This is a genomic window from Catenovulum agarivorans YM01 (assembly GCF_000281085.1).
Taxonomy (GTDB): Bacteria; Pseudomonadota; Gammaproteobacteria; order Enterobacterales; family Alteromonadaceae; genus Catenovulum; species Catenovulum agarivorans.
Map to the genome: position 1 here is coordinate 73,216 of NZ_JH767524.1, position 13,418 is coordinate 86,633.

14 protein-coding genes are annotated in these 13,418 nt (G+C 40.3%); 6 read left to right on the forward strand and 8 right to left on the reverse strand.

The annotated features are described in order from the left end of the window. Positions 1-256 precede the first annotated feature (256 nt). From WSC_RS0106510 to purU, 4 genes are all read right to left on the reverse strand, one after another. Positions 257-697, reverse strand: coding sequence for an ATP-binding protein (locus tag WSC_RS0106510; RefSeq protein ID WP_016955112.1), 441 nt, complete (start codon positions 695-697; stop codon positions 257-259). Continuing rightward, a complete protein-coding gene (locus WSC_RS0106515) occupies positions 651-2,465 on the reverse strand; it encodes a flotillin family protein (RefSeq protein WP_016955113.1) in 1,815 nt (604 codons plus the stop codon). Before WSC_RS0106515 ends, WSC_RS0106510 begins: the two co-directional genes overlap by 47 nt. Positions 2,466-2,731: 266 nt before the next feature. Continuing rightward, positions 2,732-3,352, reverse strand: a complete 621-nt coding sequence (locus WSC_RS0106520) for an OB-fold-containig protein (protein ID WP_016955114.1) — start codon at positions 3,350-3,352, stop codon at positions 2,732-2,734. 457 nt (positions 3,353-3,809) lie between these two features. Beyond that, positions 3,810-4,667 carry a formyltetrahydrofolate deformylase gene (purU, locus tag WSC_RS0106525; RefSeq protein WP_016955115.1) on the reverse strand — a complete coding sequence of 286 codons (858 nt, stop codon included), beginning with the start codon at positions 4,665-4,667 and terminating at the stop codon, positions 3,810-3,812. A 373-nt stretch (positions 4,668-5,040) separates the two neighbouring features. Here purU and ppa point away from each other — a divergent pair, with 373 nt between their 5' ends. Then, positions 5,041-5,571 (forward strand): inorganic diphosphatase, encoded by a 531-nt coding sequence (gene ppa / locus WSC_RS0106530; RefSeq protein ID WP_016955116.1) that lies wholly within the window; start codon positions 5,041-5,043, stop codon positions 5,569-5,571. A 53-nt stretch (positions 5,572-5,624) separates the two neighbouring features. Continuing rightward, positions 5,625-6,290: an outer membrane beta-barrel protein gene (locus tag WSC_RS23985; protein WP_016955117.1), complete on the forward strand. Its 666-nt coding sequence runs from the start codon at positions 5,625-5,627 to the stop codon at positions 6,288-6,290. 53 nt (positions 6,291-6,343) lie between these two features. Here WSC_RS23985 and WSC_RS0106540 read toward each other — a convergent pair whose 3' ends face one another. Then, entirely contained in the window at positions 6,344-6,682 is a 339-nt protein-coding gene (locus tag WSC_RS0106540; protein ID WP_016955118.1) for a hypothetical protein, read from the reverse strand. 216 nt (positions 6,683-6,898) lie between these two features. Here WSC_RS0106540 and WSC_RS0106545 point away from each other — a divergent pair, with 216 nt between their 5' ends. The 3 genes from WSC_RS0106545 (at position 6,899) to WSC_RS0106555 (ending at position 9,214) form a co-directional block, all read left to right on the forward strand. Beyond that, positions 6,899-7,696 carry an HAD family acid phosphatase gene (locus tag WSC_RS0106545; RefSeq protein WP_157447203.1) on the forward strand — a complete coding sequence of 266 codons (798 nt, stop codon included), beginning with the start codon at positions 6,899-6,901 and terminating at the stop codon, positions 7,694-7,696. Positions 7,697-7,765: 69 nt separating this feature from the next. Further along, the gene (locus WSC_RS22010; protein ID WP_016955120.1) at positions 7,766-8,233 is read left to right on the forward strand and encodes a copper chaperone PCu(A)C; all 468 of its coding nucleotides are present in this window, start codon (positions 7,766-7,768) and stop codon (positions 8,231-8,233) included. A 21-nt stretch (positions 8,234-8,254) separates the two neighbouring features. After that, positions 8,255-9,214 carry a DUF2333 family protein gene (locus tag WSC_RS0106555; protein ID WP_040394064.1) on the forward strand — a complete coding sequence of 320 codons (960 nt, stop codon included), beginning with the start codon at positions 8,255-8,257 and terminating at the stop codon, positions 9,212-9,214. Between the two features lie 67 nt (positions 9,215-9,281). On the opposite strand, the gene WSC_RS0106560 is transcribed toward WSC_RS0106555, so the two are convergent. Beyond that, positions 9,282-9,893 (reverse strand): beta-phosphoglucomutase family hydrolase, encoded by a 612-nt coding sequence (locus WSC_RS0106560; protein ID WP_016955122.1) that lies wholly within the window; start codon positions 9,891-9,893, stop codon positions 9,282-9,284. Positions 9,894-10,049: 156 nt separating this feature from the next. On the opposite strand from WSC_RS0106560, the gene WSC_RS22015 reads away from it, so the two are divergent. Continuing rightward, positions 10,050-11,135, forward strand: a complete 1,086-nt coding sequence (locus WSC_RS22015; protein WP_016955123.1) for an HDOD domain-containing protein — start codon at positions 10,050-10,052, stop codon at positions 11,133-11,135. 10 nt (positions 11,136-11,145) lie between these two features. Here the strand turns inward: WSC_RS22015 and tldD are convergent, their stop codons facing one another. After that, the gene (tldD, locus tag WSC_RS0106570) at positions 11,146-12,591 is read right to left on the reverse strand and encodes a metalloprotease TldD (RefSeq protein ID WP_016955124.1); all 1,446 of its coding nucleotides are present in this window, start codon (positions 12,589-12,591) and stop codon (positions 11,146-11,148) included. 9 nt (positions 12,592-12,600) lie between these two features. Beyond that, positions 12,601-13,416 carry a carbon-nitrogen hydrolase family protein gene (locus tag WSC_RS0106575; protein WP_016955125.1) on the reverse strand — a complete coding sequence of 272 codons (816 nt, stop codon included), beginning with the start codon at positions 13,414-13,416 and terminating at the stop codon, positions 12,601-12,603. Positions 13,417-13,418 lie beyond the last annotated feature (2 nt).

Below are 13,418 nucleotides of genomic sequence, written 5' to 3' on the forward strand. Positions count from 1 at the left end.
GTTTGCAAAACCAAGTTTGCACTCCTGTTTGAGCAAAAAAATAAAATTATTGACAAATATTACGCAAGTAAACCAACCAAGTCACCAGTTTGACAGGCACTGGTCAGACCTAATTTTAAACGAATAGTTCACATTTATTTACACTTGTTTTGTAACCGTTTGTAACCAATAGACATTAATGGAAAACGTTTTCTTTCACTTATGTTATTTAAGGACAAACAGCCGCTAGAAAGCAAGTTATTATCCCGAGTTCAGGTTAAATAGTTTGCCACTGTTGTTGCATGCGCTGGAGTACTTCATCTGGTACATTGTGTACGCTTTGCCATTTACCTTCGCAGGTGAAAACAGTGCAGCTAAGCTTCAGGCGTTTTGCTAATTGCAAGTAACCCTGTAACTCCCATTTACGTACAAAAGTATTCGCAACCACCACACTTTTTCCGCTTAACAATGCCGCTTTAGTCTTGTCAAAACAGTGCTGGTGGGCTTGTGGTAAATCTTGTGGATTAAACTGGTAGTGTTTGTCCGCTGAATAAAAATACTGATCAGCTTCAAAGTGGCAGAATTTAGGCTTGATTTGAACAATTTTCCGCGCAAGCGTGGATTTGCCCGAACCGGGCAAACCACGTAATAAAACAAGCTGCGGATTCGGTTTATGCCGGATCTGTTGCAGCAGCTTTTTTGTTTTTAGCCGATTCATTAGCAGGTGTTACGACCTCATTGCGGGCTTGCTGTTGCTCACCACTTTCTTTTTGAGTTTCAGTTGGCTTTGCTGTGATTGAATTAGTGATCCCAGTCAAGGCATTGCTACCTAAGCCTTCAATCCCTACTTCACGCAATAATGCATCAACTAATGGTGCTTGGCTGCGATAACGTAAAGCTGCATCAGCAACACTGTCCGCAACATTACTGCTCGGCACCATATCACCACCGCCATTTGACCCCATTAAACCACCGTTCATCTGCACAATTTTAATCCCATCAATATTTTCCATTGGTTTAACAGATTCACGAACAATCTCTGGTAAATATTTGTACAGAGCAAGTTTTAGCTGATATTCAATTTGCGCTTGTGACAACAAGTTATCCGCTTCATGCAAGGCTTTTTTACCTTCAGCTTCCACACGATAAGTTTCAGCTTTAGCTTCTGCTGCAATAGTTTCGGCTTTAGCTTGTGCTTCAGCCGCAATGCGAATTTTGTCCGCTTGAGCTTGCGCTTCAGTTTTTAACGCATCGGCTCTATCAAGCGCAGCGGCTTTTTCAGCCTCTGCAGCAACTTGAATTGATACAGCGGCTTTTTCTGCGGCTTCTTTAGCACGTAATAATTCAATGTTTTTCTGACGTTCAGCAATAGCCATTTCACGCACACTGATTACTTGTTCTTCAGCCGCTACCGCTGCAGATTCTGCTTTTTTCGCTTCTGCTTTAGCAGCTGACTCTTGTTCTGATTTCGCAGCAAGTGCAATTGCTTTATCTTGTTCTGCAATTTCTAACAAGCTTTGTGAACGAATATCCGCTTCACGTAAACGCTTTTTCTTTTCAATTTCTAACGCTTCAATTTCTTGCTCTTTAGAGATACGCGCTTCTTCAACTGAACGTTCAGCCGAAATGCGCGCAAGTTGCGCTGCTTGCTCTTGCAAAGCTTTATCTTTTTCAATTTCAGCGTTTTGTTTGGCACGGTTCATTTCAATGGCACGTTGTTGTTCGATGCGTGCATGTTCCGATTTTAAGCCAATTTCCAACTGTTGCTGTTCAGCTTCTAAGTTACGCTGTTTGATTAAGGTTTCGTTTTCACGCTCAATATCATTACGAACTTTTTTACGCTCTTCAGTGATTTTGGTCAGTTGTGTTAAACCTTCAGCATCAAACGCGTTATCAACTCTAAAGTGTTTTGGATCTGTTTGATCCATTGCAGTTAAAGAAACTGATTCTAGTTCTAAACCATTTTTCTCTAGGTCAATACGTACATTATTTTGTACCCGTTGGACAAAATCTGAACGCATTTCGTGTAACTCTTGCATACTCATTTCTGCAGCACTAGCACGTAATACGTCGACAAATTTTCCCTCAATCAAAGCTTTAAGTGCATCAACTTGTAAAGTTCGTTTACCTAAAGTTTGTGCCGCTGTGGCGATTGCTTCATGGTTTGGTGCTACGCGTAAATAAAACTCTACTGTAACGTCAACACGCATTCTATCTCTGGTGATGAGCGCTTGTTCAGCTGAGCGTTGCACTTCGAGTTTTAATGTATTCATGTTTACAGGAATAATGTCCTGTAATACCGGCAGTACAATTGCACCACCATCTTTTATGACCTTTTCACCCCCTAAGCCTGTACGAACAAAAGATATTTCTTTTGATGCGCGCTGGTATAGTTTAGAAAAAATCACCCCAATTAGGACTAAACTGACAATTGCTACAATTGCCACTAATCCAATAAAGTACAAATTGTCTAACTGATTTTGCATAATTGCTTCCTTGTTTTGTAAAAATTAATTTTGACCCCAATTTACATTGGCTAGTTTAAACAACACTTTAGTTGTGCAGATAAGTCATTTGGAAATCCCAACTAACCCGCTATAGTGCACTATACTCATAAGGTAGATGGGGTATTCCTCACAAAAACGCTTTGAACCCGTCCTTGGGCCGCTCGCACAAGATATCCCTATCTTGTGAAGTTTTGTTCGAAACACACCCATCTACCTTATTCACGGCATATTTCACTGCCGACAAATTATTTATTCATACACTGAACTAAATAGTGCCCTGCCTGTGCTCGTTCAACAATAACCACCTGACTACCAGTTGTGATTTCGCCTTGCTCAGGTGCCACCATTAAAAAATGCTTCTGCTGGAACGAGTCGATAACTTCGGCTTCGGCCGGAAAGTTTGGTTTGGCTGTGCCACGAATAACAGTTGCAGGCATACCGATAAAAGTCATGGTGCTGACCGCACTGGTTTCGTTTTTTGGTAGCAGTTGCACCAACTTTCTGCCAAAAAATCTCAAGCCAAATAAAGTGGCGACACTAGATGCCAGCAACACAATAATACTTGGTAATGGTAAAAATGCATTTAGGGTTAAGCCAGCTACTGCAAAAACACTCAATAATAAAGTTAACCAAATAAGAAAAGGTAAACGCCCCAAGTTTAGCCAGCTCATTAAACCCGCTAAAGTGCCGAGAGAGCCAGCGTCAATATCTGCATCTAAGTCTACATCGGGTAGTGCATCGTCTATTAACGACAATAAACCTACACCAATTAGCTGGGCAACACCTTCAAATAATGCAAGGGCAAATAAGATAGCTAACGCGCTGGTGTAAATTACATTTGCGTCGCTTAAGAGAAATTCGATCATGCCAAGTTCCTTTTACAAATTGCCTAACTGGAGAATGACATATTATGTCTGATTTAGGCAAGTCCTTTTTACGGTTTTGTTAAAAAATTATCGAGATATTAACACCACGCTTCTGATGCATTCAATTACGCATTGATGGGAAGCATCATACTAAAGCGCTGGAAGAGTGTGCAATATGCAAAAGCATTAAAGCATAACTTTCGCAAAACCGCTGTAAATACATCCTTGTACGCTTCGCTTTTTCATCCCTGAAAAAGAAATTTTGCTCTAAGTTATCGCTCTAATACTTTTTGAATAGTGGTGCTGCGACAATTACTAACCCAATCTGATCTCAAACAGCGTAACGGAAGTTCGATATGAGTTTGTTTGAATGCTAATTTTATAAAATTATGCTTCGAATAAGCTCATTTGTGCACAAACTTAAAACACTATAAACCAACGCTTTAAGCACCTAAAACTAATCAAACACCACAGTTTTATTGCCATTAATAATAACGCGATCTTCAATGTGACTGCGTAGGCCACGAGCAAGTGCAGACTTCTCACACTCTTTACCTTTACGCACCATATCTTCAACCGAATCTCTGTGACTTATGCGTACAATTTCTTGGTCGATAATTGGCCCAGCGTCTAAATCACCTGTCACATAATGGCAAGTTGCACCAATTAACTTAACGCCACGCTCGTGCGCTTGATGATACGGTTTAGCACCTGCAAATGAAGGTAAAAAGCTGTGGTGAATATTAATCACCTGCCCTGCCAATTCTTTACACAACTCATCAGGGAAAATTTGCATAAAACGAGCGAGCACTACAGTGTCAGCCTTGTATTGCAAAATAAGCTCGCGCACTTGATCAAACGCTGCTTGTTTTTCACCTTTGTTGAAAGGTACATAATGATATGGAATACCATGCCACTGCGCCATTTGGCGTAAATGTTCGTGGTTAGCAATAACTGCGACTATGTTGCAATCTAACTCACCACTGTGCCATCTATGTAATAAATCCGCTAAACAGTGTGACTCTCGGCTCGCCATTAATACGACGTTTTGTTTAACGCTCGAATCAACAATTTTCCAGTTCATCGAAAACTGCTCAGCTAACTGGGCAAATTCTTGTTTAAATTCATCTAAACCAAGTTCTATTGACTGCGCTTCAATTTCGTTGCGCATAAAAAACCATTTAGCTTGTTTGTCGCAATGATGATTTGCTTCAACAATCGACGCTTTGTGCTCAGCTAAAAAACGTGAAACGGCGGCCACTATGCCGACTTTATCAGGGCAATCTATCACTAAACGGTAACTTTTCATTGTCATGCTATTTCCAAAATAAGACTGTGATTATTTGGCAAGTTTATTCGCCATTTGAACACTAGCAGTATACCCAAGCTACTTGAAGATGCATGTTTCAGAGCTATCACAGCGTTTTTAGTACAAGACATGTTAATGAAGGAATGTAGGTACCTTTCGAATTAACATAACGCAGTAATAGAAACGCTGTGAAGCTCCCGAAGGGCAAAGCTAAAAAGCATTTATACTGCGTTATTGATTTTGAAAAGGGATAACCATTATCTTCAATCAATACCTTGTCTAAATGCTTTTTATCACTTGCTGAAATCTCGCATTTTCAAATAGCTTGGGTATATAATAGCGGCAAATTTAACAAATCAAACTAATTTAAGGAATAGATATGAGCTTATCTGACGTACCAGCAGGTAAAAATTTACCAGATGAAATTAACGTTGTGATTGAAATTCCAGCAAATGCTGATCCAATCAAATACGAAGTAGACAAAGATACAGGCACAGTATGGGTTGACCGTTTTATGGCGACTCCTATGTTCTACCCTTGTAACTATGGTTTCGTAAACAACACTTTGTCTTTAGATGGTGACCCTGTTGACGTATTAGTACCAACTCCATATCCATTAGTACCTGGTGCAGTTATTAAATGTCGTCCAGTTGGCGTATTAAAAATGACTGACGAGTCAGGTGAAGACGCTAAAGTTGTTGCTGTACCTGTAAGCAAGTTAACTAAAATTTACGACCACGTACAGGACGTAAATGACTTAGACGAGTTATTAAAAGCTCAAATCACTCACTTCTTCGAGCGCTATAAAGAGCTTGAAAAAGGCAAGTGGGTTAAAGTTGACGGTTGGGAAGATGCAGCCTCAGCTAAAGCTGAAATCGTTTCTTCTTTCGAGCGAGCTCAAGCTAAATAATCAAAATAGGCGGAGAGCTCTCTCCGCCAAAAATAACCAACAAGGACGAAAAATTGAAGACAGTTTCAAAAATATCTCTAGCAATTGCATTATCCCTTACTTCAACCTCCATATTTGCCAACCAAAGTAAAACTTACGACAAAACCGGTTGGTATGTTGGTGTACTAGCTGGGCAAGTCAAAAACCACAGTGCTGATGGATTAGGTCAAGCAGGCCTATATGGTGGTTACCATTTCACAGAATGGTTTGGCTTGGAGCAACAATATTGGCGATCTGAAGAAATCGGCAATACAGACATGGCGTTTAGTTCATTAGACATTGCGCCTAAGTTTTCTCTCCAGTTATCAAGCTTTGTAAGTTTATACGTAAAAGCAGGTGTTTCATTTACCATGTTGGACGATGGTGACTACGACTATGATGACGATGATGATGATGACGACCATGACTGGGATTGGTGGGACATTAGTAACCAGGACAGTTCAACTTTGGCTCGACCAGCAGCTTCATCTCGTACATCACAATACTTGAATAGTTACGACGAGTGGTCTGGTTTTACCTGGAACTATGGTTTCGGTGTGCAAGTATATACACCTGCAGGAATTAATATTGCACTAGCATACGAACAATACGAAGGGGAAATATCTGGCGAGTATTCGTATTCGCCAGACCTCAACATTGATATGCAAAGTGTAAGTGTACGCGTGCATTATCAGTTTTAACTGTTGTTTTGCATATAAGTAGTAGCCTATCAATTAGGCTACTACTTTCGTAACTAAACTCGCACGCTACACTTGAATATCTTCACACCAGCCTCTTTGCTAACTTTCGATTCAGTCTTCTTGATATCAATTTTATCTCTATTAAGCGCTTTTTTTGCTAAAGCAACAGCACCATCTATACATTTAGCATTCGACTCGTGATGCGTTTCGGTCGAAATAGCTTTGTACGAATATTTATATATCTGAGCTTTTTTATCCGAATCACTTTTTACCGCGTCATACAAATCTTTACCAGCTTTAACCGAATCAGATACTAAGTTTTCCGGAGCTTTGACCGTGATACACCCTGTTATGGAAAAAATACATCCAATTAGAAAAACATTTAATTTCATTTTTATCCTTGTTGTTGGTTAACTAAACTCGCTCTAGAATACTCTATAGCATCATGTTTACGCCGAATAATGCACGACTTCATTACAAATTCATACTCGTTTTTATTCAAAAAATTACATTCATGGCCGATACTTAACTTATCAACCAACAAATTTTATTACTGGCTCATGTTCAAGATAACTAAAATTCTAATTTTAATCTGCAGTTTATCTATTGTGTTCAACGCAAAAGTGGCAGCCGACGAAGCGGCTGAAGCTTCGCGCGCTATTGCTTGGATGCAAACATCAGCTGAGTATCAAGCTATTTTGTCACAAACCTTCAAAACTGCAGCGAATCAACTACAAGAGGCTGTGTTTGATGAAAGCTGGACAGCAGCGATTGAACAGTTTGGTCAAAAGGGCTTAAACCAACTGCCAAATGCAATTATCTTAGACTTAGACGAAACCTTGGTAAATACTTTGTCGTACCGCGCATCTTTGGTACTAAACAACAATGAGCACGAGGAGAAACGCTTTCAAAATTGGATGAATGTTGAGCGTGCACCGATAATCCCGCATGTGATGAAACTTATTGAAAAAGCCGCCAGTTTAGGTGTAACAGTTTTATTAATTTCAGACCGCGTCTGTAAGCCGACCCCTAGAGATCCCTGTCCAGTTAAAACCCAAACGTTACGTATGCTTAAACGCATCTCCATTGCCTTTCCAAAAGACCAAATGTTTTTCCGTGGCGAGTATTCCGACTGGAACAAAGACCAAACAAGTCGCCGTGAGTTTATTGCTAAACGTTATCGTATATTAATGATAGTTGGTGACGATATAAATCAAATGATCCCACAAGTTGCTACTTTACCTATGACTGCTCGACAAAAATTAACCGCCCAATATGACGAGATGTGGGGTAGCCGCTGGTTCATTGTACCAAACCCTGTATATGGTAGCTGGTTGGATGTTTTGCCAAACGACATTAAAAAGTCACTAAATCCTAAAACCCATACCCCTACAGGTATTAGATAAAATTTGCCTTGTAAATCAGCTTAGTTAGAATAAGCTTAACTAAGCTTTTCTTTTATCGGCAAATTTTAAATGGTTAAATTTTTCTCTGCACTACTGTTAGTTGGCTGTGTTTCCAATGCTTTTGCTCAGTTAACTTTTACTGATGCCACTATACGTTTATTGCCTCCGGGACAAAAACAAACAGCAGGCTACCTGACCATCCATAACAGTTCGAACACCTCAACCTCATTAACTCTGGCTAACAGCAACATTAGTGAAACAGTTGAGTTTCACACAACAATGATGCATGGTGAGATGATGCATATGATGCAAGTCACAGAATTAACCATTCCAGCGCAAGGAAAACTTGAATTACAACCAGGTGGTTATCATCTAATGTTAATCAATTTAGCTGATAATTGGTTTAACCAAACAGAAATTTGGTTGGAGTTTGTTGATACAAATAACAACAAACACAAAATACCTGCGCGTTTAAGTAAAATGGATGGTGCGGATCACAACCACATGCAACATGATCAGCATAAGCACCACCACTAAGGAGTTAATATGCAACGTAATATGATTAATTGGATCTTAGGTGCATTTGCCGCAATTGGATTATTGTTCTGGGTAATCAGTGTCTGGTGGAGCCAAGAGCCGGATGCAATGAGTATTCAGCAATTATCCCAACCACATGTTAAAACTACCGGTTATCCAACTTCCACTGCGCTGATAGAGGTTGCCAGTACCTTATTAAATAAACCAGGTGGTTTTACTGCAAACGATGTGCTGCCTCCATCATTATTTTTCGACAACATGCCCGCATGGGAATTTGGCGTATTAGAGCAAGTACGTGATTTAGCCTTGGCAATGCGCAAAGATTTTAGCCGCTCACAATCACAATCGCAGGAAGATATTGATTTAAAAGTTGCTCAACCACAATTTAATATCGACCATAATAAATGGGCTTGGCCGAGTGCGGAAGGTGAATATGAAAGTGCTATTGCAGCGGTCGCGCGTTATCGAGCCCGTTTAATTGACGACAACCAAGCAGATGCCCAGTTTTATTCACGAGCTGATAATTTACGCGACTGGCTAAAAGAAGTTGAAAAGCGTTTAGGTTCAACGTCACAAAAACTCAGTGCTAGTGTTGGGCAAAAACGCTACAACACCAACTTAGCAGGTGATGCTTCAGCAAGTCAGTCAACCAATGCGCCAATGCAAGAAAATGTCAAAACCAATTGGTGGAAAATTGACGATGTATTTTATGAAGCCCGTGGGACATGCTGGGCATTACTACACTTTTTAAAAGCAGTCGAAATTGATTTTGCCGATGTGCTCGAAAAGAAAAACGCTACAGTCAGTTTACGCCAAATTATCCGAGAGCTCGAAGCGACTCAACAAACGGTTTGGAGTCCGATGATTTTAAACGGTGATGGTTTTGGTTTTTTAGCCAACCATAGTTTAGTCATGGCTAACTATGTTTCGCGTGCAAACGCCGCTGTGATTGATTTACGCGAATTAATCGCACAAGGGTAATTTATTATTGTCTAAGCCCAGTTATTAGCAACTAATGACTGGGCTTTATTTGCCTGCCCTAATTTATTTAATCTAAAAAATAATCATTCGTAATGCTCAGAACGTCTAATACGTCTACAACATCCATACCTGCGTCTCGTGCTGCTTGCATGCCTGTTTGAGCGTCTTCAAACACAATGCAATCTTGGGCCTTTACCCCCATTAATTCTGCGCAACGTAAAAAGGTGTCTGGCGCAGGTTTTGGGTTGGTAACTTGATCTGCACCGACAACAAAGTCTAATAATTCATATAAACCACAAGCTTTTAGAATCATTTCCGCTTCTTCGGTATAAGCACCTGTACCAACGGCCATAGGGCGTTTACCTTTATTGGCAATGGCCAACTCTGCAAGCTTGGTCGGTTTAACATAGTCCAACATAGTTTTACGTACTATGTCTTCTTTAAAATCATTCATTTCTGCACTAGTGGCCGAAACTTCCACATTAAAATGTTTAACTAAAATTTCGACTGTTTCTTTGGTCGGAACACCTGCTAATGAACGCATTAACTGAGGATCTATTGGAATGCCATATTTGTTTAACGTTTCAACCCAGGCGTTTTGGTGCAACTGGCCACTATCGACTAGTGTGCCATCCATATCAAAAATAATTGCTTGGTAATTATCGTAAGTATTGGTCATGTTATTTGCGCGTTGTCATAAATATATAAAAATTAGTCATATTATACCTTTATACCGCAAGTGGATGACATAAAAATATAGTAATTGGATCTTTGTAAAATTAACCAATTGCAGCCATGCTTAAACTCAAAGTTTTAACTTTAGCAGGAGCACACTATGTTCATTCAGTTACTAAATTCAGTGTTATCAAGTATTTATCCAACTCAGGCGCAGCCAGATTACGAAGCCTTTGCAAAAACGCGCGCAACCAAAGATGAACTGCAAACACAGGCAACAAATAACAATAGTTACATGCTAGCGTCTTCAGACAGAGCAGCTGAAGAAAACTTAGACGTAAACACAGAATTTTACGATTACCTATTGGGTAAATGCCCCAATGAGTTAACTGAAGACAAATTAACAGAGTTTGTTGTTGAAAAAATCGTTGAGCTGATACATACACCACAAAAGATTTTAGTCGAAATGCCAGCAATGCCGACCTCGGTTACGAATTTAATGCAAGCACTCAGCGATCCTGATTTTGCACTTAATACATTATTGGACCAAGTTGAAAAAGAGCCAGTAGTAGCAGCAATGTTAATTAAACAAGCTAACTCAGCAAAATATAAGCGTGGGCTCAAACCTGTTAGTGATATCAAAACCGCTTTCATTAATTTAGGTTCGACTGGGGTCAAAGAAGGTGTATTAATGGGCTTTATTAAACAACTAACACCACCTTCCAACGTTTATTTTAAATTATTTGGTGAACGAATTTGGTTACATGCGCAACAATCTGCCGAGTATGCCCGAGTATTAGCGAAAGACTTATTAGATGAAGAAGATAGCGAAATCGCCTATTTTGTCGCGCTATTAAATCAAGTCGGTAAAATGATTATATTTAGGTTAATGATAGATGCTTTTAAGGTCGTCGACCCCAACACCCCACCCAATTCACGAGCGTTGAAAGCTTTGATGCATAAAAAAGCACATGAATTGACCTTAGCCTGCGCTGAATTTTGGCAACTACCGGAAGAAGTGCTCCGCGAATTCCCAAATCAACACAAAACCTTTATTAGCCCATATAGTATTAGTGCCTGCGTTGCACAAGCGATTGACATAAGCATGGTCATTAAGCTGGTTGAAGGGCAATTTATTGAAGCGAGGCAGGGGCTTGTCTATGCTAAAGAACAATTACTGTGTGACGAGGCTGAAAACTTATTAATTAAAGAAATCAGCCCTTTGATTGAAGGTGCACAAGCTTAACTCATATAAGTTAACCTTGGCCTGTACCACCGACAACTAACTCATCCAATTTTAACGTAGGTTGGCCAACCCCTACTGGCACACTTTGGCCATCTTTACCACAGACCCCCACGCCCATATCAAGCGCAAGGTCGTTGCCAACCATAGAAACTTTTTGCATCGCTTCTGGACCATTACCGATTAAAGTTGCACCTTTTATTGGCGCGGTAATTTTACCATTTTCAATTAAATAGGCTTCTGAGCTTGAGAAAACAAACTTGCCTGAGGTTATATCAACTTGACCACCACCAAAGTTAGGCGCATAGATACCTTTTTTCACCGAAGCAATAATTTCTTCCGGCTCATGTTCACCCGCCAGCATATAGGTATTAGTCATTCGTGGCATAGGTAAATGCGCATAACTTTCACGGCGGCCATTTCCTGTTGGCTCAACTCCCATTAGGCGCGCGTTCATTTTGTCTTGCATATAACCCTTTAATACGCCTTTTTCGATTAAAACGTTATAGCGACCTTCAACACCTTCATCATCCACATTTAGAGAACCACGGCGATTTAACATAGTGCCATCATCAACTATAGTGCAATGCTCAGATGCCACTTTTTGTCCTATTTTGCCGGCGTAAGTTGACGAGCCTTTACGGTTAAAGTCACCTTCTAAGCCATGACCTACAGCTTCATGTAATAAAACACCTGGCCAACCCGCACCTAATACCACAGGCATTGTCCCTGCTGGCGCTTCAATCGCCTCTAAATTAATCAATGCTTGATTGACTGCTTTTTTCGCATATTGATGGAAACGAATATCCCCATCAGCCAACTCAAAAAAGTAACCATAATCAGTACGGCCACCACCACCGCCCGAACCACTTTCTCGGCGACCATTCGCTTCAACCAACACAGTACAATTTAAACGCACCAATGGGCGAATGTCTGTTGCCAAAGTACCATCACTCGCGGCAATTAACACCTCTTCGTAAACCGCAGACAAGCTGGCAATCACTTGCTTTACTCTAGGGTCCTGTGCGCGCGCAACCTTTTCAACGTCTTTCAACAAAGCGACTTTTTGCTCAGGCGTTAAACTCGCAAAAGGATTGTCCCCGCCATAAGCTTGAATTGGCTTACTGCGTTTGAGTACAGGTAATTTAAAACTATCTGCCGCGCGTGTAATGCCACGAGCTCCAGTGGCAGCTTGGGTTAAGGCTTCAAAATTGATCTCATCTGAATAAGCAAAACCGGTTTTTTCACCTTCAACAGCGCGTACACCAACACCACGTTCAATGTTAAAACTACCATCACGCACTATGCCATCTTCTAATACCCAAGATTCATGTTGGCTAGTTTGAAAAAATAGATCAGCGTAATCTAATTTACGCTGATGCATAAAAGATAAGGTTTTTTCTAAATCACTAATATCTAATGATGATTGAACTAAAATACTATCTGATTGAATGCTCATTTAATCTACTTACAAAATTTTTCTATGTTGCAAATTGGGCATTTTGCGCCTAATTTGATTAACTCTGTCTAAATCTATTTCACTTTGACGTATACCACTTTGCTCACCATGTTGGTGGACAACTTCACCCCAAGGGTCTACCACAATTGAATGTCCATATGTTTCACGACCATTTTGGTGAATGCCGGTTTGGTTAGCTGCAACGATAAAACATTGATTTTCTATCGCACGTGCGCGCATCAATACATCCCAATGCGCTTTCCCCGTGACATGGGTAAAGGCACTTGGAATCACCATAATTTCTGCACCTTTTGTTTGCATTAATCGATACAACTCAGGAAACCTAACATCGTAACAAACTGACATGCCGATATTGGCAAATGGCGTGTGCACAACCACAGGCTCAGTGCCAGCAATGGTTGTTGCACTTTCACGGTACACCGCGGTTTTATCGGCAACTTCGACATCAAATAGATGAATTTTGTTATAACGTGCTTGGCATTGTCCATCCGGTGAAAACAATAAACTTGCGGCACTAATTAAAGCTGTATTTGGGCATTTTATTGGCATACTGCCAGCCACTATCCACAAATTGTATTTTTTCGCTTGATGGGCAATAAAATCTTGGATCGGGCCATTACCATAATCTTCAGCGACCATTTGTTGCGCTGAATCTCCCCCACCAAAACAAGCAAAACATTCAGGTAAAACCACTAAGGTATATTCAGCCCGTTCAACTTTACTCAACTGCTGTGCTAACCAGGTCAAATTATCTTCGACTTTTGGCGAAGAATGCATTTGAATTGTAACAATAGACACATTCATAA

Bases quoted from the DNA above. Each gene is read 5' to 3' on its own strand.
- WSC_RS0106575 (WP_016955125.1), bottom strand. From the start codon at position 13,416: ATGAATGTGTCTATTGTTACAATTCAAATGCATTCTTCGCCAAAAGTC.
- ppa (WP_016955116.1), top strand. From the start codon at position 5,041: ATGAGCTTATCTGACGTACCAGCAGGTAAAAATTTACCAGATGAAATT.
- WSC_RS0106560 (WP_016955122.1), bottom strand. From the start codon at position 9,893: ATGACCAATACTTACGATAATTACCAAGCAATTATTTTTGATATGGAT.
- WSC_RS0106515 (WP_016955113.1), bottom strand. From the start codon at position 2,465: ATGCAAAATCAGTTAGACAATTTGTACTTTATTGGATTAGTGGCAATT.
- tldD (WP_016955124.1), bottom strand. From the start codon at position 12,591: ATGAGCATTCAATCAGATAGTATTTTAGTTCAATCATCATTAGATATT.
- WSC_RS0106540 (WP_016955118.1), bottom strand. From the start codon at position 6,682: ATGAAATTAAATGTTTTTCTAATTGGATGTATTTTTTCCATAACAGGG.
- WSC_RS0106520 (WP_016955114.1), bottom strand. From the start codon at position 3,352: ATGATCGAATTTCTCTTAAGCGACGCAAATGTAATTTACACCAGCGCG.
- WSC_RS22010 (WP_016955120.1), top strand. From the start codon at position 7,766: ATGGTTAAATTTTTCTCTGCACTACTGTTAGTTGGCTGTGTTTCCAAT.
- purU (WP_016955115.1), bottom strand. From the start codon at position 4,667: ATGACAATGAAAAGTTACCGTTTAGTGATAGATTGCCCTGATAAAGTC.
- WSC_RS0106510 (WP_016955112.1), bottom strand. From the start codon at position 697: ATGAATCGGCTAAAAACAAAAAAGCTGCTGCAACAGATCCGGCATAAA.
- WSC_RS0106555 (WP_040394064.1), top strand. From the start codon at position 8,255: ATGATTAATTGGATCTTAGGTGCATTTGCCGCAATTGGATTATTGTTC.
- WSC_RS22015 (WP_016955123.1), top strand. From the start codon at position 10,050: ATGTTCATTCAGTTACTAAATTCAGTGTTATCAAGTATTTATCCAACT.